We start from the raw sequence: 21,044 nt of genomic DNA on the forward strand, positions 1-21,044 counted from the left end.
GAAGCGGCCGCGAGCTGCAAGCTTCAAGCTGCAAGAAAAGGCAGTTTGGCTTGTAGCTTGCGGCTTCAAGCTTTTCGCTAAAGAGGATTTTTTGAATGTCGCAGAAATTTGACGTAGTAGTGATCGGCGCGGGCCCTGGCGGCTACGTAGCTGCCATCAAAGCAGCTCAGATGGGTCTCACCACCGCCTGCATCGAGAAGTACACCGACAAAGAGGGCAAACTGGCCCTTGGTGGTACTTGCCTGAACGTCGGCTGCATTCCATCCAAGGCGCTGCTGGACAGCTCCTGGAAATACAAGGAAGCCAAAGAAGGCTTCGCGATCCACGGTATCAATCACGCTGGCGTGACCATGGACGTGGCGGCAATGGTTGGCCGTAAAGCCAACATCGTCAAAGGCCTGACCTCGGGTGTTGCCACCCTGTTCAAAGCCAACGGTGTGACCTCCATCGAGGGTCACGGCAAGCTGCTGGCCGGCAAGAAAGTCGAAGTCACCAAGCCTGACGGCTCGGTAGAAATCATTGAAGCCGAGAACGTGATTCTGGCTCCAGGTTCGCGTCCGATCGACATTCCACCCGCTCCGGTTGACCAGAATGTGATCGTCGATTCGACTGGCGCGCTGGAATTCCAGTCCGTACCCAAGCGTCTGGGCGTGATCGGCGCTGGCGTTATCGGTCTGGAACTGGGTTCGGTCTGGTCCCGTCTGGGTGCAGAAGTAACCGTTCTTGAAGCGCTGGACACCTTCCTGATGGCCGCTGACGCTGCCGTTTCCAAGGAAGCGCTGAAAACCCTGACCAAACAGGGTCTGGACATCAAGCTGGGCGCTCGCGTGACCGGCTCCAAAGTGAACGGCGACGAAGTCGTTGTGAACTACACCGATGCCAACGGCGAACAGAACATCACTTTTGACAAGCTGATCGTAGCCGTTGGTCGCCGTCCGGTGACCACTGATCTGCTGTCCGCTGATTGCGGCGTGACCCTGGACGAGCGCGGTTTCGTGCACGTTGATGATCACTGCGCCACCACCGTACCGGGCGTTTACGCCATCGGCGACGTGGTTCGCGGCATGATGCTGGCACACAAGGCTTCGGAAGAAGGCATCATGGTCGTCGAGCGCATCAAGGGCCACAAAGCCCAGATGAACTATGATTTGATCCCTTCGGTTATTTATACTCACCCGGAAATCGCGTGGGTCGGTAAAACCGAGCAGGCCTTGAAGGCTGAAGGCGTTGAAGTTAACGTTGGCACCTTCCCGTTCGCAGCCAGTGGCCGTGCCATGGCAGCCAACGACACCGGCGGTTTCGTCAAAGTCATTGCCGATGCCAAGACTGACCGCGTATTGGGCGTCCACGTGATTGGCCCGAGCGCTGCAGAACTGGTTCAGCAGGGCGCGATCGGTATGGAATTCGGCACCAGCGCTGAAGATCTGGGCATGATGGTTTTCTCCCATCCGACCCTGTCTGAAGCCTTGCACGAAGCTGCTCTGGCAGTGAATGGCGGCGCCATTCACATCGCCAACCGCAAGAAGCGTTAAGACAATAAGAAACCACGGCGGTATGGCCCGTCGTGAGCCTTGCATGCAAGACTCACCGCGGAATATCCGCTGGACGCAGTCTTGCGTAGCTGCACCGGTTGTCCGGAAAGGCTACGCAAGCAGCAGTCACAGGTGGTGCGGCACTTGAACAAGTGCAGCACCGAATGCGCAGTACCTAACGAAGACGGTAATAAGCATGAATCTTCACGAGTATCAGGGTAAGCAGCTGTTCGCTGAATACGGCCTGCCAGTTTCCACCGGTTACGCAGTAGACACCCCGGAAGCAGCAGCAGAAGCTTGCGACAAAATCGGCGGCACCGAGTGGGTTGTCAAAGCCCAGGTCCACGCTGGTGGTCGCGGTAAAGCGGGCGGCGTTAAGCTGGTTCGCAGCAAAGAAGACGCTAAGGCATTCGCACAGCAGTGGCTGGGCAAGCGTCTGGTGACTTACCAGACTGACGCCAATGGTCAGCCAGTCACCAAGATCCTGGTTGAATCGTGCACTGATATCGCTAAAGAGCTGTACCTGGGCGCTGTCGTTGACCGTTCGAGCCGTCGTATCGTGTTCATGGCTTCCACCGAAGGTGGCGTGGACATCGAGAAAATCGCTCACGACACTCCAGAAAAAATCCTGAAAGCCACTATCGATCCACTGGTTGGCGCTCAGCCATTCCAGGGTCGCGAGCTGGCATTCCAGTTGGGTCTGGAAGGCAAGCAAGTTGCTCAGTTCGCCAAGATCTTCGTAGGTCTGGCCAAGCTGTTCAAGGATCACGACCTGGCTCTGCTGGAAGTGAACCCGCTGGTGATCAAGGCTGACGGCGATCTGCATTGCCTCGACGCCAAGATCAACATCGACGCCAACGCCATGTACCGTCAGCCTAAGCTGAAGACTTTCCACGATCCGTCGCAAGACGATCCGCGCGAAGCGCACGCTGCCAAGTTCGAACTGAACTACGTAGCACTGGAAGGCAACATCGGTTGCATGGTCAACGGTGCTGGCCTGGCCATGGGTACCATGGACATCGTCAACCTGCATGGCGGCAAACCAGCCAACTTCCTCGACGTGGGCGGCGGTGCTACCAAAGAACGCGTTACCGAAGCGTTCAAGATCATTCTGTCCGACACTAACGTCGCTGCAGTATTGGTTAACATCTTCGGCGGCATCGTTCGTTGCGACATGATTGCCGAAGGCATCATCGGCGCAGTGAAAGAAGTCGGCGTGAAAATCCCGGTTGTTGTTCGCCTTGAAGGCAACAACGCTGAGCTGGGCGCTAAAGTACTGGCAGAAAGCGGTTTGAACATCATCGCTGCTACCAGCCTGACCGACGCTGCTCAACAAGTCGTTAAAGCTGCGGAGGGCAAATAATGAGCGTCCTGATCAATAAAGACACCAAAGTTATCTGCCAGGGTATTACCGGTTCGCAAGGTAGTTTCCACACCCAGCAAGCTCTGGAATACGGCACCAAGATGGTTGGCGGCGTAACTCCGGGCAAAGGCGGCACCGAGCACCTGGGCCTGCCAGTGTTCAACACCGTGAAAGACGCTGTAGCTGCCACTGGCGCCACCGCCAGCGTGATCTACGTTCCAGCTCCTTTCTGCAAGGATTCCATCCTGGAAGCAGCTTTCGGCGGCATCAAGCTGATCGTCTGCATCACCGAAGGCATTCCTACCCTGGACATGCTGGACGCTAAAGTTAAGTGCGACGAGCTGGGCGTAGTCCTGATCGGCCCTAACTGCCCAGGCGTGATCACTCCAGGCGAATGCAAGATCGGCATCATGCCAGGTCACATTCACTTGCCAGGCAAGGTCGGTATCGTTTCCCGTTCCGGCACCCTGACCTACGAAGCTGTTAAGCAGACTACTGACGCCGGTTTCGGTCAGTCGACTTGCGTCGGCATCGGCGGTGACCCGATCCCGGGTTCGAACTTCATCGACATCCTGAAGCTGTTCCAGGAAGACCCGAAGACCGAAGCGATCGTCATGATCGGTGAGATCGGCGGTTCGGCTGAAGAAGAAGCGGCTGCCTACATCAAGGCACACGTGACCAAGCCGGTTGTTTCCTACATCGCTGGTGTGACTGCCCCTGCGGGCAAGCGCATGGGCCATGCTGGCGCAATCATCTCTGGCGGCAAAGGCACTGCAGACGAGAAGTTTGCTGCCCTGGAAGACGCAGGCGTTAAAACCGTGCGTTCGCTGGCAGACATCGGCAAGGCTTTGTCCGAGCTGACCGGTTGGGCAATGAAGTAAGCCTCGCGCTTACTTCACGCTTCACCAAACAAAGGCCACCTTCGGGTGGCCTTTGTCGTTTCCGGGATTCGTGGTGATCTTGCGGACCTCTTCGCGAGCAAGCCCGCTCCCACATTTGACCGCATTCTAATGTGGGAGCGGGCTTGCTTGCGAAGGCGGACTTACAGGCGACAACCATTAACATGCAAAAACGCGACACAGAAACGTCGCGTATCGGATAGTTCGCCCTCTAACAGTGCGTTTCCAGGCCAAATTCGTTAGGCTAGCCGCCATTTTTGCGTCCGCGACCCACAAGGTTGCTACGCGCTAAAGGGTCAGTCCTATACGGACCGACAGCATTTCCCTCACCCCACAGGGAAATCCCTCTCTAAATTCCGATTCAGTAGTGTGGTATTTCCTTAATGAAAGTGTTGAAAGGCCAGGACATCCTGGCACTTGGTTTTATGACGTTTGCCCTGTTTGTCGGGGCTGGCAACATCATCTTCCCGCCTATCGTCGGTTTGCAGTCCGGGCCTAATGTCTGGATGGCGGCGCTGGGCTTTCTGATCACCGCAGTCGGTTTGCCAGTGATCACGGTTGTCGCGCTGGCGAAAGTCGGTGGTGCGATGGATGCCCTGAGCAGCCCGATCGGCAAAGTCGCCGGCGGTGTGCTGGCAGCCGCGTGCTACCTCGCCGTCGGCCCGCTGTTCGCCACCCCGCGCACCGCGACCGTGTCGTTCGAAGTGGGCCTGGCACCGCTGACCGGTGAAAGCCCATTGGCGCTGTTTCTCTACAGTTCGGTGTACTTCCTGCTGGTGTTCTTCATCTCGCTCTATCCTGGCCGTTTGCTGGATACCGTAGGACGTTTCCTCGCGCCACTGAAAATCATCGCCCTGGCAGCACTCGGCATCGCCGCGTTTGCCTTGCCGGCCGGTGATATTGGCCAGGCCACGCCTGAATACGTAGCGGCACCGTTTTCCCAAGGCTTCATCAATGGTTACCTGACCATGGATACCTTGGGTGCATTGGTGTTCGGCATCGTTATCGTCAACGCGATCCGCTCCCGAGGTGTTGAATCGCCGGTGCTGATCACCCGTTACGCGATCATTGCCGGGCTGATTGCCGGCGTGGGCCTGGCGCTGGTTTACGTCAGCCTGTTCCGCCTCGGTTCGGGCAGCCACGAAGTAGCCGCCGGTGCAACCAACGGCGCGGCGGTCTTGCACGCCTATGTTCAACACACCTTCGGTTCGTTGGGCAGCGGCTTCCTCGCGGTGCTGATCTCCCTGGCCTGCCTGGTGACGGCGGTCGGCCTGACCTGTGCCTGCGCCGAGTACTTCAGCCGTGTGCTGCCGCTGTCCTACAAGACCTTGGTGATCATCCTGGCGGTGTTCTCCTTGTTTGTGTCCAACCTGGGCCTGACCAAGCTGATTGCGTTCTCGATCCCGGTACTGACCGCGATTTACCCGCCGTGCATCGCCTTGGTAGCGCTGAGCTTCTGCAAGGACTTCTGGCATGAGCAGGGCCGCATCGTCGGTCCGGTGATGCTGGTGTCGTTCATTTTCGGCCTGATCGATGCGCTCAAGGGTGCGGGTCTGGCGGACTGGATGCCGACTCAGTTGTCACACCTGCCGCTGAGCGAGCAGGGCCTGGCGTGGCTGGTACCGTCGGTCATGACCCTGGTGGTCGCAGTGGTTTGCGATCGTCTGCTGGGCAAGCGCGAAGAAGCGCTGGCTTGAGTCGCTGAACGGCCCTTCACAAGCGGGCCAGCAAGCTGAAACAGAAATGCCCCGTATCAATCGATACGGGGCATTTTTTATGGGCGTGATGCGGTGCCTTTTTCCTTGAGCTAACGTCGAACTACTGCCAAAACCACTTCTGGGGGCGAACCTTTGTGGCGAGGGGGCTTGCCCCCGTTGGGGCGCGCAGCGGCCCTGCGCGTTTCGGGGACTGCTGCGCAGTCCAACGGGGGCAAGCCCCCTCGCCACAAAAGCCCGCTCCCACAGGTTTTCGGTTTTCCGCACCTACATCACAAGGACCTGCATGTCGTTCATCCACGCCAACCTGATCCACATCCTCGCCGCGCTCTGGTTTGTCATCTGCTGGGGCGGTTACACCCGGTATGCCTCGTGGAAGGGCCGCGACACCGCGTGCCTGGCCAGCGTGTTGCACCTGTACCGCGAAGACTGGATGCGCCGCATGCTGTTGCGCGACAACCGCATCGCCGACGCCAGCGTGATCGGCAACCTGGAGCGCAACGCCTCGTTCTTCGCCTCCAGTACCTTGATTATCCTGGCCGGCATCCTCACCGTGCTGGGTGCTTCCGAAAGGGCCGTGTCGTTGCTGGCGGACATCCCGATGGTGCAGCAGGCGTCCCAGGGCATGTCCGAGATCAAGTTGCTGTGCCTGGCGCTGGTGTTTGTCTACGCGTTCTTCACGTTTAGCTGGTGCATGCGCCAATACAACTTCGCGGCGATTCTGGTGGGCTCGGCGCCGATGGTGGGTGAGCGCCATGTGTCCGAACAGGAACGCAAAGCCTTTGCCGCTCGTGCGGCTCGGGTCATCTCGATGGCGGCCAACCAGTTCAACTTCGGCCTGCGTTCCTATTACTTCGGCATGACCATGCTGGCCTGGTTCGTCAGTCCGTGGCTGTTCATGCTGATGAGTGCGGGCGTAGTGCTGGTGTTGTATCGCCGGGAGTTTCATTCCGACGTTCTCGACGTGATGGTCTATACCCCTACAGAGGCACCCTTGCCCGAGGCGAACAGAGAGGCCGCTTGATGAGTATTCCGTTCTGGTGTGTGTTTATCAGCGCATTACTGATTTACGTGGCCCGCATGCCGGTGGCCAAGGCAATGAAAGAGCAGGGCGGTTACAACAATCACGCGCCAAGGGAGCAACAGGCGCAGCTCACTGGCTTCGGCGCCCGAGCCGTGGCCGCACACCAGAACTGTTTCGAGGCCTTTATATTGTTTGCGGTGGGGGTGTTGATGGCGCACACCACGCAAACGGCGGGATGGCTGATCGACCTGCTGGCGATCATCTTTGTGATCACACGGGTTATTTATTTGCTGTGTTACTGGGGCGATCTGCCCTGGCAGCGCAGTCTCGTCTGGATTGTCGGTTTCGTCTGTTCATTGTTGTTGATGATTAGTCCGACTTTTAGAACCGTTTTGCTCTAACGGTGCAAATCGCACGCAAAAGAAAACCCGCACTTGGCGGGTTTTCTTTATCACGCTAAAAACTGATTTAGTTCTTAGGTGCTTCTTTTGCTGCGGCTTCGTTCGATTCAGCCTGAGCTTTGGCAGCTTCGGCGTTTTCTTTCGCAGCGTCGTTCACTTTATCCTGAGCTTTGTTCATGTCTTGCTGAGCTTGCTCAGCATGTTTAGTAGCATCTTGAGCTTTGTCCTCGGATTTTTTATCGCAAGCAGCGAGACCGAGGGAAGCGGTCAACATCAAGGCAATAGCTAAAGTCTTACGCATGGGGTGTTTCTCCTTATGGAAATAACTACTGGCCTTTCGAGCACAGCCCGCAGCGTTAAGTTCCTCAATTCGTTCAGATATATAAGTTTGTGATGCGATGGAACTTTTGCGCGCAGGCGAGCTTCTTTGATCGAGCACTAAGAAGAGTTTTAAGAAATGGCCGAAACCCCCGTTTTTGAGCGCGCGACGCGATTCATGTCGGCGTTGCGTCATTGTCAGGTCCTCGGACTGCGAGTTCACAGCGCCAGTAATGACGGACTAACGGTCATCTTGCCCTACAGTCCACAAATCGTTGGCAACCCGCAAACTGGGGTGATCCACGGAGGCGCACTGACCACTCTGATGGACACCGCGTGCGGCATGTCGACCCTGTGCGTGCTGCCCGAATTCGAAGTCTGCCCGACCCTCGATTTGCGCATCGATTACATGCATGCCGCCGAACCTCATAAAGACGTCTACGGCTTCGCTCAGTGCTATCGGGTCACCACCGACGTGATCTTCGCCCGAGGTTTTGCCTATCAGGACGATCCCGAGCACCCTATCGCCCACGTCGTCGGCACGTTCATGCGCATGGGCAAAGCCATCAAAGGCACCAAAGGCTTTGGCGGCGTCATCGCCGGAGGTGCGCAATGACCGATTCCTTCAAGGAGCAACTGCAACAGGCCCACGAGAAGGGCGACTACGCCTCGCTGTTGCATCTGATTCCCTACGCCAAACTGATCGGCATCGAGTGTTCACGGGTAGGGGATGACCTGCTGTTTCGCCTGCCATCCAACAAGGACAACATTGGTAACCCTTTATTGCCGGCGATTCATGGCGGCGTGATCGCCGGGTTCATGGAGCTCTCGGCGGCGCTGCACCTGCTGATTTTCACCGGATCACCCGGTGTGCCGAAAATCATCGACTTCTCCCTCGACTACCTGCGCGCCGGGCAGTTTCGCGATACCTGGGCCAAATGTCAGGTGTGCCGCCAAGGGCGCCGGGTCGCCAACGTGGCCGTTACCGCCTGGCAAAGCACCGAAGCCGAACCGATTGCGACGGCCCGCGCCCATTTCAAAATCGAAGAGCCCTTGAAATCCTGAACACAGCCCCCAACTTTGATGACAACCCGCCGCCGACCCTTCAGGTCGCGGCCACTGCCATCTGATTGGAGTTTGATGACCATGAGTGTGGAAACTCAAAAGGAAACCCTGGGCTTCCAGACCGAGGTGAAGCAATTGCTGCACCTCATGATCCATTCGCTGTATTCCAACAAGGAAATTTTCCTTCGCGAATTGATCTCGAACGCCTCTGACGCTGTCGACAAATTACGTTTCGAAGCCCTGTCCAAGCCTGAGTTGCTGGAAGGTGGCGCCGAACTGAAAATCCGTGTGAGCTTCGACAAGGACGCCAAAACCGTCACCCTCGAAGACAACGGCATTGGCATGAACCGTGAAGAAGCGATCACCCACCTGGGTACCATCGCCAAATCCGGCACTGCCGATTTCATGAAACACCTGTCTGGCGATCAGAAGAAAGATTCGCACCTGATCGGTCAGTTCGGTGTGGGTTTCTACTCTGCCTTCATCGTCGCCGACAAAGTCGACGTGTTCAGCCGTCGTGCCGGTGATTCGGCCAGCGAAGGCGTGCACTGGTCGTCCAAGGGCGAAGGCGATTTCGAAGTCGCCACCGTCGAGAAAGCCGAGCGCGGCACTCGCATCGTCCTGCACCTGAAGTCCGGTGAAGACGAATTCGCCGATGGCTGGCGTCTGCGCAACATCATCAAGAAGTACTCCGACCACATCGCCCTGCCGATCGAGCTGCCAAAAGAAGTGGCCGCTGCCGATGGTGAAGAGCAGCCTGCCGCCGAATGGGAAACTGTCAACCGCGCCAGCGCCCTGTGGACCCGTCCTCGCACCGAAGTGAAGGACGAGGAATACCAGGAGTTCTACAAGCACGTTGCCCACGATTTCGAGAACCCGCTGAGCTGGAGCCACAACAAGGTCGAAGGCAAGCTCGAGTACAGCTCGCTACTGTACGTGCCGGCCCGTGCTCCGTTCGACCTGTACCAGCGTGAAGCGCCGAAAGGCCTGAAACTGTACGTCCAGCGTGTGTTCGTGATGGACCAGGCCGAGTCGTTCCTGCCGCTATACCTGCGCTTCATCAAGGGCGTCGTTGATTCCAACGACCTGTCGCTGAACGTGTCGCGGGAAATCCTGCAGAAAGACCCGATCATCGATTCGATGAAGTCGGCGCTGACCAAGCGCGTTCTGGATATGCTGGAAAAACTGGCGAAGAACGAGCCTGAGCAATACAAGAGCTTCTGGAAGAACTTCGGTCAGGTCATGAAAGAAGGCCCGGCAGAAGACTTCGCCAACAAAGAGAAAATCGCTGGCCTGCTGCGTTTCGCATCGACCAACGGTGATGAAGGCGAGCAAGTGGTTGGCCTGGCCGAGTACCTGGCTCGCGCCAAGGAAGGTCAGGACAAGATCTACTACCTGACCGGCGAAACCTACGCGCAAGTCAAAAACAGCCCGCACCTGGAAGTCTTCCGCAAGAAAGGCATCGAAGTGCTGCTGCTGACCGATCGTATCGACGAGTGGCTGATGAGCTACCTCAACGACTTCGACGGCAAGAGCTTTGTCGACGTGGCACGCGGTGACCTGGACCTGGGCAATCTGGACTCGGAAGAGGACAAGAAAGCCGCGGAAGAAGTCGCCAAGTCCAAAGAAGGTCTGGTTGAGCGTCTGAAAACCGCACTGGGTGACTCGGTGGCTGAAGTACGGGTTTCCCACCGTCTGACCGATTCCCCGGCAATCCTGGCCATCGGCGAGCAGGACCTGGGCTTGCAGATGCGTCAGATCCTCGAGGCCAGTGGTCAGAAGGTTCCGGACTCGAAGCCGATCTTTGAATTCAACCCGGCTCACCCGCTGATCGAGAAGCTCGACAACGAGCAGAGCGAAGAGCGCTTCGGTGACCTGTCGCACATTCTGTTCGATCAGGCGGCACTGGCTGCCGGTGACAGCTTGAAAGACCCGGCCGCGTATGTGCGCCGTCTGAATAAGCTGCTGGTTGAACTGTCGGTTTAACTGCGTTGTAAAAAAACCCGCTTCGGCGGGTTTTTTTCATTCTGGTGTTTTTAAGCAGGAGTGAATCATGAGCCTGCGCACTGGACCTGCCCCGCACGGGTGCGCCGTTGAAAGCGGCAGTGTCGTTCCACGGCACACTGGATTCACCTGATCCGGCGGACGCCAAAAACATCAAGGGCTCGGTGTTGGTGCTGCACGGTGCGGCGGATCCGTTGGTGCCTAAAGAGCAACTGCCGGCGTTCGAAGCGGAAATGAATGCGGCGGGCGTGGACTGGCAATTGCTGAGCTACGGCGGGGCGGTGCATTCCTTCACCGATCCGCATGCCAATGTGCCAGGCATGATGATGTACGACGCGAAGATCGCGGCGCGGGCGTTTACGTCGATGAACAATTTGCTGGATGAAGTGTTTAGAGGTTGATCACTGATTCTGTCCTGACACTTTTGTTGTCAGGGCTGGCCTCTTCGCGAGCAGGCTCGCTCCCACATTTGGAATGCATTCCAATGTGGGGGCGAGCCTGCTCGCGAAGGCGGTGTAAGGTTCACCGAAGAGGCTAAGGCAATTCGATCCGCTCACTTTCCCCCGGCACCGTCGGCCAATCCCCGGCCGCCCAACGCCGCCTGGCTTCATCGATAACCGCCGGATCACTCGCGACAAAATTCCAGTTGATCCGCCGTGGCCCGTCCAGCGGCGCGCCGCCAAACAACACGGCGTGACAGTCGCTCTCGGCAAAAAGCGTCATCTCTTCCCCCGCAGGCAACACCACCAACGAATTCAATTCCAGCGCCTCGCCATCCAGCTGCGCTTCGCCGCTCAAGACATACAACGCGCGCTCTTCATGCTCAGTGGGAATCAGCAGCGTGGTCGCCGTTTGCAGGTTCAATTCCGCGTACAACGTAGGAGAAAGCACCGGCACCGGCGATTCCAGGCAAAAGCCTGACCCGGCAATCATGCGGATTTTCACGCCAAGGTTATCGCTGACCGGCAAGGAACTCGCCGGATGATGACTGTAGTGCCCCGGACCCTGTTCATGCTCCTTCGGCGAGGCCAGCCAGATCTGCAAGCCGTGCATCGTAAAGCCACTGTCTTTCAACGCCTCGGGTGTGCGCTCGACGTGGGCAATCGCACTGCCGGCGGTCATCCAGCTGACATCACCGGCATTGACCACCTGATCGGAGCCGAGGCTGTCCTTGTGCTGGATTTGCCCTTCAAACAGGTAGGTGAGGGTCGACAGGCCGATGTGCGGATGCTGACGAATATTCATGCCTTTGCCCGCCGCATAACGGGTTTGCAGCATGTGGTCGAAAAACACGAAAGGCCCGACGCTGCGGCATTTGGCGGACGGCAACGGGCGAAGAATCGGCTGGCCTTCAACATCTTCGGCGCGGGGGCGGATCACGAGCGGAGAGTTCATGCTGCATTCCAGGCTGAGCGGGTGATGCAAGGAGCATAACCCGCTTGCGCTGCCGTTGCCGCTATTGGCTGAACGCACCTTCGGACAGGTGGGTTTCGATGCTGACGTCAGTGGTGGTCATCAGCTTGTGGACTGGGCAGCGGTCGGCAACACGATGGAGTTCCTCGCGCTGCGCGTCGGTCAGCACGCCCTTGAGGGTCAGTTTGACGTGCAGGGCGTATTTGCCTTTCTGCTCTTCGCTGTTGTCGCGTTTGACCTCGACGGTGACACCCGTCAGCGGGATGTCCTTTTTCTTCGCGTACATCTTCAGGGTCAAGGCTTTGCACGCACCCAGGGCCGCATCGAAATAATCGTGGGGTTCTGGCGCCGAGCCTTCACCGCCGGAAGCGGTCGGCACGTCGGCAAACAGTTCGTGCTCATCGATTTGAACGCTGTGGCGAAAACCTTCGGCGGAAACGGTATTGACGGTAACGGTCATGGAAAGCCTCCCAGGCTGGAAAAGTCGTTCGATCAAAAAAGACCTTGAAGTTATAGAGCATTCCCCTGCGGTCGCGTTCCACTTTCTTGCGGGCTGATCTCCATTCGCTGAATGGAAAGCGGATTACCGGCCGGCCGTGCGCGGTTGCGAAGGAGGCGATCGCGGCCTATGGTCCAAGCGAGGTATTGCCTGCGACTGTCACACAATGACGCGCCGCCGGTTTGTGTCCATCCAGTGCGAAAACCATAGCAAGGTGAAGACATGCCAAACGACTCCCGCCCCGCCGTACTCGAACTGATCGGCAACACGCCGCTGGTGCGTGTCAGCCGCTTCGATACTGGCCCGTGCACGCTGTTCCTCAAGCTTGAATCACAAAACCCCGGCGGTTCGATCAAGGACCGCATCGGCCTGGCGATGATCGATGCCGCCGAACGCGACGGTCGCCTGCAACCCGGCGGCACCATCGTCGAGGCCACGGCCGGCAACACTGGCCTCGGACTGGCGTTGGTCGGCCGGGCCAAGGGTTATCGCGTGGTGTTGGTGGTGCCCGACAAGATGTCCACCGAGAAAGTCCTGCACCTCAAGGCGATGGGCGCCGAGGTGCACATCACCCGCTCCGATGTCGGCAAGGGCCATCCCGAGTACTACCAGGACGTGGCCGCGCGGCTGGCCAGGGAAATTCCCGACGCTTTTTTTGCCGATCAATTCAACAACCCGGCCAACCCGCTGGCCCACGAATGCAGCACGGCGCCGGAGATCTGGGCGCAAACCCAGCATGATGTCGATGCCATCGTCGTCGGTGTCGGTTCGGCGGGAACGCTGACCGGTTTGACCCGCTTCTTCAAACGCGTGCAGCCGAACCTGGCCATGGTGCTGGCCGACCCGGTCGGTTCGGTGATGGCTGAATACAGCCGCAGCGGCACTCTAGGAACGCCCGGTTCGTGGGCGGTGGAAGGCATTGGCGAAGACTTCATTCCCTCGATTGCCGACCTGTCCAGCGTGCGCCACGCGTATTCGATCAGCGACGAAGAAAGCTTCGATCATGCCCGCCAACTGCTGCGCGCCGAGGGCATTCTCGGCGGGTCCTCGACCGGCACCTTGCTGGCGGCGGCGCTGCGTTATTGCCGTGAGCAAACCGAGCCGAAACGGGTCGTGAGTTTTGTCTGCGACACCGGCACCCGCTACCTGTCGAAGGTCTACAACGACCAGTGGATGAACGATCAGGGCCTGCTGCAATACAAACGCTACGGCGATCTTCGCGATTTGATCTCGCGTCGCTTCGAGGATGGCCGGGTGATCAGCGTCGGTCCGGACGACACGCTGCTGACCGCGTTCCAGCGCATGCGCCTGGCGGACGTGTCGCAACTGCCGGTGCTGGTGGACGGCCAACGGCTGGTCGGGGTGATCGACGAGTCCGACATTCTGCTGCGGGTGCATCAGGACGCCTCGCAGTTTCGCTTGACGGTGGCCGGCGCGATGACCGACAAACTGCAAACCCTGCCGGCCGCTGCCAGCCTGGCGCAATTGCAGGCGGAACTTGATCGTGGGCTGGTGGCGATCATTGCCGATGCCTCGGGCTTCCATGGCCTGATTACCCGCGTCGACCTACTCAATCATCTAAGGAGATCCCTGGCATGAGTCACGATAAAGATGCTGCACCCCATGGCTTCGCCACTCGCGTGATCCATGCCGGGCAGACGCCGGATCCTTCCACTGGCGCGTTGATGCCGCCGATTTACGCCAACTCCACCTATTTGCAGCAAAGCCCGGGCGTGCACAAAGGCCTCGACTACGGGCGTTCGCACAACCCGACGCGCTTTGCGCTGGAGCGCTGCGTGGCGGATCTGGAGGGCGGCACCCAGGCGTTCGCGTTTGCGTCCGGGCTGGCGGCGATCTCCACGGTGCTCGAACTGCTCGATGCCGATTCGCATATCGTCTCGGGCAATGATTTGTATGGCGGGACGTTCCGCTTGTTCGACAAGGTGCGTCGGCGCAGCGCCGGGCACCGCTTCAGCTTTGTCGACCTGACGGACCTGTCGGCCTTCGAAGCGGCGCTGCAGGACGACACGCGCATGGTCTGCGTCGAGACGCCGAGCAATCCGTTGCTGCGCCTCACGGACCTTGCCGCCATTGCGCGCATCTGTCGCCAGCGCGGGATCATTTGCGTGGCGGACAACACCTTCGCCAGCCCGTGGATCCAGCGTCCGCTGGAACTGGGTTTCGATGTCGTGGTGCACTCGACCACCAAGTATTTGAACGGCCACTCCGACGTGATCGGCGGCATCGCCGTGGTTGGGCAGAACGCAGAGTTGGCCGAGCGGCTGGGCTTTCTGCAAAACGCGGTGGGGGCGATTGCCGGGCCGTTTGACGCCTTCCTCACTTTGCGCGGCGTGAAGACCCTGGCATTGCGCATGGAGCGTCACTGCAGCAACGCACTGGCGCTGGCGCAATGGCTGGAACAACAGCCGCAAGTCGCGCGGGTCTACTACCCGGGATTGCCGTCGCATCCTCAACATGAACTGGCGCGGCAGCAGATGCGCGGTTTCGGCGGGATGATTTCACTCGATCTGAACACCGACCTGGCGGGCTCCAAGCGTTTTCTGGAGAACGTGCAGATCTTTGCGTTGGCGGAGAGCCTCGGCGGGGTGGAAAGCCTGATCGAGCACCCGGCGATCATGACCCACGCCACGATCCCCGCCGATACCCGTGCGGAGCTCGGCATCGGTGATGCGCTGGTGCGATTGTCCGTGGGGGTCGAGGATGTCGAGGACCTGCGCGCCGATCTGGCACAGGCGCTGGCGCGGATCTGACGGTTCAGCAGGCAAAAAAAAATCCGGAACCCTTAGCGGATTCCGGATTTTTGTGTCGATCGCGAATTAGCTGCCTTTGACAGACTTACCGTTGACCGTACCGTCGAGGAGCATGATGTTGTACTCCTTGCCGTCGGTTTCAACTTGTTGCAGACGGACCAGCAGGTAATCCCAGTCCTTGGCGAACCACAGGACAGTGATGCGCTTGCTTTGTGTCGGGTCGCGCACGCGCTCGACCTTGATCGCATCGATCTGGCCGGCCTTGGTGTCGACCTTTTCCGAACCCAGTACGCGGAAGTCATAGGTATCGACTTCGCCACCGTCGACGACCTGATAACTCATGCTTTTTTTGCCGGCGGCCACGTCGTGTTGCAGGGCCAGCTGATACGTGGACTTGTCGACCATGCCACGGTTCAGCGGCACTTTGACCGGGTCACCGCGATCGGTGCCGGTGACCATTTTGGTGGTCCAGTCGAAATCCAGGTCAGCCTTTTTCGCTTTACCCAGGCCGCCACGTTCAAAGTGGTAGGACTGAGGCAGCAGGGTGTCCTTGTCCACGGTCAGGGTGCTTTCTTCAGTCAGGCTGGCGATCATCATCGACGCCTTGAAGCTGAGTTTCCAGACGCCGTTGGCTTCCTTGGTCAGGCTGCGTTCAGCGGTGCCGCTCATGGGCAGCTGTTTCCAGTCGGCGGTGTAGCTGGCGGAGAAAGGTTGAAGTTCCGAAGCCTGTGCCAGGGGCAAGGCAAACAGAGCGCAAGCGAAGAGCAGGGCGCGACGCATAATATCTCCTAGTTTCGAATCAAGTGGCCGCTGGCCGCGAGTAACTTCCCATCCAGTAAAGCACCTTGTTCGCCGAGCGATAAACGACCTTCGGCAAACCAGCGTACAGCCAACGGGTAGATCAGGTGTTCCTGGGCATGGACTCGCTGCGCCAGACTCTGCGGCGAATCGTGCAACTCTACCGGTATTACTGCCTGTACGACCAGTGGTCCGCCATCGAGTTCCTCGGTGACGAAGTGGACGGAGCAGCCGTGCTCGGTGTCGCCGGCCTCCAGCGCGCGCTGATGAGTGTGTAACCCTTTGTATTTGGGTAGCAGCGAAGGATGGATATTGAGCAGGCGACCCGCGTAGTGGCGCACGAAATCAGCGCTGAGAATGCGCATGAAACCGGCCAGTACCACGAGTTTGGGATTGAAGGCGTCGATCAGTTCGATCAGCGCGGCATCAAAGGCCTCGCGGCCTTCGAAAGCCTTGTGATCCAGGGAGCGGGTGTCGATACCCGCGTCCCTGGCGCGTTGCAGGCCGTAGGCGTCGGCGCGGTTGGAAATCACCGCAGCGATGCGGACCGGGCTGTCGCCGGTCCGCGTGCTGTCGATCAAGGCCTGCAAGTTACTGCCGGTGCCGGAGAGCAGCACCACGACATCACAGGTGACGGACATTAATGAGCCTTGAGGTTTTTCAGTTCAACCTGAGCCGCGCCTTCGGCAGCGGTAGCGATCTGACCGATAACCCAAGGCTGCTCGCCCGCTTCACGCAAGACGTTCAGCGCGGTTTCAACGTGCTCTTGCGCCACGCAGATGACCATGCCGACGCCGCAGTTCAGCACGCGGTGCATTTCGTTTTCGTCGACGTTGCCTTTTTCTTGCAGCCAGTCGAACACGGCAGGGCGGGTCCAGCTCGCCACGTCAACCACGGCTTGGGCGCCTTTTGGCAGAACGCGCGGGATGTTGTCCAGCAGGCCACCACCGGTGATGTGGGCCATGGCTTTGACAGCGCCGGTGTCCTTGATCAGCTTGAGCAGCGGCTTCACGTAGATGCGGGTCGGGGCCATCAGCAGGTCGGTCAGCGGTTTGCCGTCGAGCTGGATGTTTTCGATGTCGGCACCCGACACTTCGATGATCTTGCGGATCAGCGAGTAGCCGTTGGAGTGCGGGCCGGAAGACGGCAGGGCGAGCAGGGCATCGCCGGCAGCGACTTTCGAGCCGTCGATGATTTCGGATTTTTCCACGACGCCAACGCAGAAGCCGGCCAGGTCGTAGTCTTCGCCTTCGTACATGCCAGGCATTTCAGCGGTTTCGCCGCCGACCAGGGAGCAGCCGGACAGTTCGCAGCCCGCGCCGATGCCGGTCACGACCTGGGTCGCGGTTTCGACATTGAGCTTGCCGGTAGCGTAGTAGTCGAGGAAGAACAGCGGTTCAGCGCCGCAGACCACCAGGTCGTTCACGCACATGGCCACCAGGTCGATGCCGATGCTGTCGTGCTTGTTCAGGTTCAGGGCCAGGCGCAGCTTGGTGCCCACGCCGTCGGTGCCGGAAACCAGCACAGGCTGCTTGTAGCCAGCCGGGATTTCGCAGAGGGCGCCGAAACCGCCCAGGCCGCCCATGACTTCCGGGCGCGCAGTGCGCTTGGCGACGCTCTTGATGCGTTCGACCAATGCTTCACCGGCGTCGATGTCTACACCGGCGTCCTTGTAGCTCAGGGAGGGTTGCTTGCTCATGATCCAGGCCTTTAGGGGGGATTCAGGGGTAACGACCGAGTCCAGCGGGGACGCCGAATTCGACGGGGGCGATTGCCTCACGCGAAATTCAAGCCGCCCGGCTGTTGCCGGTCTGCGAAGGCGCGCGATTTTATCAGGCTTGAGGGGCAGCGGCCATCCTCACGCCGACGGCAGGGGCATATCCTATTAAAAAAATTGATATTGGCCGTGTTGGTGGCCTCTTGCATGGCTGTATAAGGTATGCCGATTAACCGTCTATCGTTATGTCAGTGCGAAAACTTATCGCGGCCGTGTGAATGTTTTGCGCAGGGATGTGGTCACAGCCCTGTTCGATCGTCTTCATGCGGTCTGTTCCAGCCGCTCTTGTCGTCAGGAATCTTCCATGCGTTTTCTTTCTAAATTTTTGTGTCTGAGCTGTTTTTCCCTTTTCAGCCTCGCGAGCCATGCCGAGAACGTGAAAGGTCTTTATCAGGTGCGCGAGCCGGTCACCAGTCAGTCGACCGAGGAGCGTGATCAAGCGACCCAGCGGGCGCTGGACACCCTGGTGCTGCGCCTGACCGGGGATCCGAAAGCCGTGCAGGGCCCGGGATTGGCGGCACTGCGCAAGGATCCCCAGCAGATCATCAGTCAGTACGGCTTTGATGCAGGGCCGCCGGAAGTGTTGAAGGTCGATTTCGATCCGGCCACCACCGAGCAGGCGCTGCGTCGGGCGGGGTTGTCGTTGTGGGGCGCGAATCGGCCGTCGATCCTTGGCTGGTGGTTGAACGACTCCACCGAAGGTTCGAGCCTGGTGGGCGATGGCCAGGCCAGCGCGGCACCGCTGCGTCGTGCGGCGCAGCACCGTGGTTTGCCGTTGCGCTTGCCGCTGGCGGATTTGAGTGAGCAATTGGTGGCGACCGCGCCGACGCTTGAAGGCGCAGATGCGACGCCGCTGCACAATGCCTCGGAACGTTACAACGCTGACGCCTTGCTCGCGGTGCATGCCAAGGAGGAGGGTGGCCAGTGGCAAGCCAAGTGGAATTTGTGGCTGGGCGACAAGAAGGAAGCGGGCAGCGTGCAAGGCGCGGATCAGGCCGCGGTGGCTGATGCGGTGATGCTGGCGGTCAGCGAGCGACTGGCGCCGCGGTTTGTCGTCAAGGCTGGTGGGGCTTCGGGCGAGCAATTGCTGGAAGTGCAGGGCATGAACCTGGAGCGCTACGCGGCGCTGGGACGCTTGCTCGACCCGTTTGGCGCGCGTCTGCAAAGTGTTGACGGTGATCGCATCCTTTATCGGGTGAACGGCAGCGCCGAGCAGTTGCGCTCGCAGTTGTCCCTGGCCAAGTTGCAGGAAGTGCCGGCTGGTGAGGCGCCTGCGCCTGTCGCCCCGGTTCAGCCGGTTGCGCAAGGTTCGGCGCCTGCCGTAGCGCCGGCCGTGGCACCGACGCCGCAGTTGCGATTCCGCTGGTAAGGTTTTCTTTCTTTATATAGATGCATATGGAGTGGTACATGGCCGATACGCGCCGTTGGTTCTGGTTGGGTGGAGTGGTTCTGCTCTGCGCGTTTGTCTGGCTGCTGCATCCGATACTGACGCCATTTCTGGTGGCGCTGCTGCTGGCCTATCTGTTCGATCCGCTGGTGGATCGGCTGGAGAAGGCCGGGCTTTCAAGGACGTGGGGCGTGGTGGCTGTGTTCGCGCTGTTCACCCTGATTTTCACCACGCTGCTGCTGGTGTTGGTGCCGCTGCTGGCCAGGCAGTTGTTTCGTTTGTATGAGCTGGCCCCGCAAATGCTCGACTGGCTGCAGCACACCGCATTGCCGTGGGCGCAGTCGAAGTTCGGGTTGTCTGAGGGCTTCTGGAAGTTCGACAAGCTCAAGGCCGCGATCAGCGAGCACATGGGCCAGACCAGCGACATTGTCGGTGTGGTGTTGAGCCAGGCCACGGCGTCCGGTCTTGCGTTGATTGGCTGGCTGGCCAATCTGGTGTTGATCCCGGTGGTGAGTTTCTACCTGCTGCGGGACTGGGACCTGATGGTGGCGAAGATCCGCAGCCTGCTGCCGCGCGATCGTGAAGAGCGCGTGGTCGAGCTCGCCGGTGAATGTCATGAAGTGCTCGGTGCGTTCGTGCGTGGTCAATTGCTGGTGATGGTCGCGCTGGGCGTGATCTACGCGTCGGGCCTGATGCTGGTGGGGTTGGAGTTGGGATTGTTGATCGGACTGATCGCCGGTCTGGCCGCGATCGTGCCGTACATGGGGTTTGTCATCGGGATTGGCGCGGCGTTGATTGCCGGTCTGTTCCAGTTCGGCGGTGACCTTTATCCAATGCTGGGCATTGTTGCGGTGTTCATGGTCGGGCAGGCACTGGAAGGCATGGTGCTGACGCCATTGCTGGTCGGGGACCGGATTGGCCTGCACCCGGTGGCGGTGATTTTCGCCATTCTGGCGGGCGGCGAGCTGTTCGGGTTTACCGGTGTGTTGCTGGCATTGCCAGTGGCGGCCGTGATCATGGTGCTGGTGCGCCATGTGCATGATTTGTATAAAGATTCTGAGATGTACAGCGGTGAGGATGAGCCGCAGTTGTAAGGTTCGCTGAAAGGTCGTCGCGGCCAGCCCGGATCATCGCCGGGTTGGCCTGTATCCCTCGCGTGGCTGTCACATGCACCGCCAACAAAACTGTCATAAAACCAGTGCGTTAACGCAAACCTTTGATTTTGCTTGTGGTCTGTCGCATTGTGCGACCAGCTTCACGGGTATAAACTTCGCAAACTTTACACAGAGGCCACTAACGGTTCCTTTGGAACTGTTCAGTCAGCATGAAACCGATTCAGCTGCCCCTAGGTGTGCGTCTGCGTGATGACGCTACCTTTATCAATTACTACCCAGGCGCCAATGCCGCTGCACTCGGCTATGTCGAGCGGCTATGCGAAGCCGACGCCGGGTGGACCGAAAGCCTGATTTATCTCTGGGGCAAGGACGGGGTAGGGCGTACGCACTTGTTGCAGGCGGCCTGCCTGCGCTTCGAGCAGTTGGGGGAGCCGGCGGTGTACCTGCCATTGGCCGAACTGCTGGACCGTGGCATCTCGATTCTCGATAACCTTGAACAATACGAACTGGTCTGCCTGGATGATTTGCAGGCGGTTGCCGGCCGGGCGGATTGGGAAGAGGCGCTGTTCCATCTGTTCAATCGCCTGCGCGATAGCGGTCGGCGCCTGCTGATCGCCGCGTCGACCTCGCCGCGTGAACTGCCGGTGAAGCTGGCGGACTTGAAATCGCGCTTGACCCTGGCCCTGATCTTTCAGATGCGTCCGCTCTCCGACGAAGACAAATTGCGTGCCTTGCAGTTGCGTGCCTCGCGTCGTGGCCTGCACCTGACCGATGAAGTCGGGCACTTTATTTTGACCCGCGGGACTCGCAGCATGAGTGCGCTGTTCGAGCTGCTTGAACGTCTCGATCAGGCCTCTCTTCAAGCTCAGCGCAAGCTGACCATCCCCTTCCTGAAAGAAACCCTTGGCTGGTAAAAAAGCCTGGTAAAACCTAAGCCCAGCAGGGGTTTCGGCATATTTCAGG

Annotated in this window: 20 protein-coding genes and 1 pseudogene; 15 read left to right on the top strand and 6 right to left on the bottom strand. The window is 59.2% G+C overall.

What is annotated here, in order from left to right:
- Nucleotides 1-95: 95 nt before the first annotated feature.
- The 6 genes from lpdA to BK660_RS16140 all read left to right on the top strand — a co-directional run bounded on the left by lpdA (nucleotide 96) and on the right by BK660_RS16140 (nucleotide 6,934).
- A complete protein-coding gene (lpdA, locus tag BK660_RS16110; RefSeq protein WP_123434092.1) occupies nucleotides 96-1,532 on the top strand; it encodes a dihydrolipoyl dehydrogenase in 1,437 nt (478 codons plus the stop codon).
- A gap of 196 nt (nucleotides 1,533-1,728) precedes the next feature.
- Nucleotides 1,729-2,895, top strand: a complete 1,167-nt coding sequence (sucC, locus tag BK660_RS16115) for an ADP-forming succinate--CoA ligase subunit beta (RefSeq protein WP_007898980.1) — start codon at nucleotides 1,729-1,731, stop codon at nucleotides 2,893-2,895.
- A complete protein-coding gene (gene sucD, locus BK660_RS16120; RefSeq protein WP_027922418.1) occupies nucleotides 2,895-3,776 on the top strand; it encodes a succinate--CoA ligase subunit alpha in 882 nt (293 codons plus the stop codon). Before sucC ends, sucD begins: the two co-directional genes overlap by 1 nt.
- Nucleotides 3,777-4,177: 401 nt before the next feature.
- Nucleotides 4,178-5,491, top strand: a complete 1,314-nt coding sequence (gene brnQ, locus BK660_RS16130; protein WP_123434094.1) for a branched-chain amino acid transport system II carrier protein — start codon at nucleotides 4,178-4,180, stop codon at nucleotides 5,489-5,491.
- Between the two features lie 304 nt (nucleotides 5,492-5,795).
- Entirely contained in the window at nucleotides 5,796-6,533 is a 738-nt protein-coding gene (locus BK660_RS16135) for a DUF599 domain-containing protein (protein ID WP_123434095.1), read from the top strand.
- Nucleotides 6,533-6,934 (top strand): MAPEG family protein, encoded by a 402-nt coding sequence (locus BK660_RS16140; RefSeq protein ID WP_123434096.1) that lies wholly within the window; start codon nucleotides 6,533-6,535, stop codon nucleotides 6,932-6,934. Before BK660_RS16135 ends, BK660_RS16140 begins: the two co-directional genes overlap by 1 nt.
- 67 nt (nucleotides 6,935-7,001) lie before the next feature.
- On the opposite strand, the gene BK660_RS16145 is transcribed toward BK660_RS16140, so the two are convergent.
- On the bottom strand, nucleotides 7,002-7,235 hold the full coding sequence (locus tag BK660_RS16145) for a hypothetical protein (RefSeq protein WP_123434097.1): 234 nt from the start codon (nucleotides 7,233-7,235) through the stop codon (nucleotides 7,002-7,004).
- 156 nt (nucleotides 7,236-7,391) lie between these two features.
- Here BK660_RS16145 and BK660_RS16150 point away from each other — a divergent pair, with 156 nt between their 5' ends.
- From BK660_RS16150 to BK660_RS16165, 4 genes and pseudogenes are all read left to right on the top strand, one after another.
- The gene (locus tag BK660_RS16150) at nucleotides 7,392-7,868 is read left to right on the top strand and encodes a PaaI family thioesterase (protein ID WP_123434098.1); all 477 of its coding nucleotides are present in this window, start codon (nucleotides 7,392-7,394) and stop codon (nucleotides 7,866-7,868) included.
- Nucleotides 7,865-8,317 (top strand): PaaI family thioesterase, encoded by a 453-nt coding sequence (locus BK660_RS16155; RefSeq protein ID WP_123434099.1) that lies wholly within the window; start codon nucleotides 7,865-7,867, stop codon nucleotides 8,315-8,317. Before BK660_RS16150 ends, BK660_RS16155 begins: the two co-directional genes overlap by 4 nt.
- A gap of 81 nt (nucleotides 8,318-8,398) precedes the next feature.
- Nucleotides 8,399-10,303 carry a molecular chaperone HtpG gene (htpG, locus tag BK660_RS16160; RefSeq protein WP_123434620.1) on the top strand — a complete coding sequence of 635 codons (1,905 nt, stop codon included), beginning with the start codon at nucleotides 8,399-8,401 and terminating at the stop codon, nucleotides 10,301-10,303.
- 74 nt (nucleotides 10,304-10,377) lie between these two features.
- Nucleotides 10,378-10,722: pseudogene (locus BK660_RS16165) on the top strand (dienelactone hydrolase family protein); the annotation flags it as partial.
- Nucleotides 10,723-10,855: 133 nt separating this feature from the next.
- Here BK660_RS16165 and BK660_RS16170 read toward each other — a convergent pair.
- Together BK660_RS16170 and BK660_RS16175 are read right to left on the bottom strand one after the other, a co-directional pair.
- Nucleotides 10,856-11,716, bottom strand: a complete 861-nt coding sequence (locus tag BK660_RS16170) for a pirin family protein (protein WP_123434100.1) — start codon at nucleotides 11,714-11,716, stop codon at nucleotides 10,856-10,858.
- Nucleotides 11,717-11,777: 61 nt separating this feature from the next.
- Nucleotides 11,778-12,194, bottom strand: a complete 417-nt coding sequence (locus BK660_RS16175; RefSeq protein WP_123434101.1) for an OsmC family protein — start codon at nucleotides 12,192-12,194, stop codon at nucleotides 11,778-11,780.
- A 261-nt stretch (nucleotides 12,195-12,455) separates the two neighbouring features.
- On the opposite strand from BK660_RS16175, the gene BK660_RS16180 reads away from it, so the two are divergent.
- Both BK660_RS16180 and BK660_RS16185 read left to right on the top strand, forming a co-directional pair.
- Nucleotides 12,456-13,832: a pyridoxal-phosphate dependent enzyme gene (locus tag BK660_RS16180; protein ID WP_123434102.1), complete on the top strand. Its 1,377-nt coding sequence runs from the start codon at nucleotides 12,456-12,458 to the stop codon at nucleotides 13,830-13,832.
- The gene (locus tag BK660_RS16185; RefSeq protein WP_123434103.1) at nucleotides 13,829-15,004 is read left to right on the top strand and encodes a trans-sulfuration enzyme family protein; all 1,176 of its coding nucleotides are present in this window, start codon (nucleotides 13,829-13,831) and stop codon (nucleotides 15,002-15,004) included. The genes BK660_RS16180 and BK660_RS16185 overlap by 4 nt, the downstream gene beginning before the upstream one ends.
- Before the next feature lie 66 nt (nucleotides 15,005-15,070).
- Here BK660_RS16185 and BK660_RS16190 read toward each other — a convergent pair whose 3' ends face one another.
- From BK660_RS16190 to purM, 3 genes are read right to left on the bottom strand one after another with little or no spacing between them, the layout of a single operon-like run.
- Nucleotides 15,071-15,784, bottom strand: a complete 714-nt coding sequence (locus tag BK660_RS16190) for a DUF3108 domain-containing protein (protein ID WP_123434104.1) — start codon at nucleotides 15,782-15,784, stop codon at nucleotides 15,071-15,073.
- Nucleotides 15,785-15,792: 8 nt separating this feature from the next.
- On the bottom strand, nucleotides 15,793-16,443 hold the full coding sequence (gene purN, locus BK660_RS16195) for a phosphoribosylglycinamide formyltransferase (protein ID WP_123434105.1): 651 nt from the start codon (nucleotides 16,441-16,443) through the stop codon (nucleotides 15,793-15,795).
- A complete protein-coding gene (purM, locus tag BK660_RS16200) occupies nucleotides 16,443-17,501 on the bottom strand; it encodes a phosphoribosylformylglycinamidine cyclo-ligase (RefSeq protein WP_010456810.1) in 1,059 nt (352 codons plus the stop codon). Before purM ends, purN begins: the two co-directional genes overlap by 1 nt.
- 382 nt (nucleotides 17,502-17,883) lie before the next feature.
- Here purM and BK660_RS16205 point away from each other — a divergent pair, with 382 nt between their 5' ends.
- From BK660_RS16205 to hda, 3 genes are all read left to right on the top strand, one after another.
- Entirely contained in the window at nucleotides 17,884-18,948 is a 1,065-nt protein-coding gene (locus BK660_RS16205) for a DUF2066 domain-containing protein (protein ID WP_123434106.1), read from the top strand.
- A gap of 38 nt (nucleotides 18,949-18,986) precedes the next feature.
- A complete protein-coding gene (locus BK660_RS16210) occupies nucleotides 18,987-20,060 on the top strand; it encodes an AI-2E family transporter (protein WP_123434107.1) in 1,074 nt (357 codons plus the stop codon).
- Between the two features lie 230 nt (nucleotides 20,061-20,290).
- Complete coding sequence (hda, locus tag BK660_RS16215) at nucleotides 20,291-20,995, top strand: DnaA regulatory inactivator Hda (RefSeq protein ID WP_010456804.1); 705 nt, start codon at nucleotides 20,291-20,293, stop codon at nucleotides 20,993-20,995.
- The last annotated feature ends 49 nt before the right edge of the window (nucleotides 20,996-21,044 follow it).

The sequence above is a fragment of the Pseudomonas brassicacearum genome (assembly GCF_003732265.1).
GTDB classification, from domain to species: domain Bacteria; phylum Pseudomonadota; class Gammaproteobacteria; order Pseudomonadales; family Pseudomonadaceae; genus Aquipseudomonas; species Aquipseudomonas brassicacearum_D.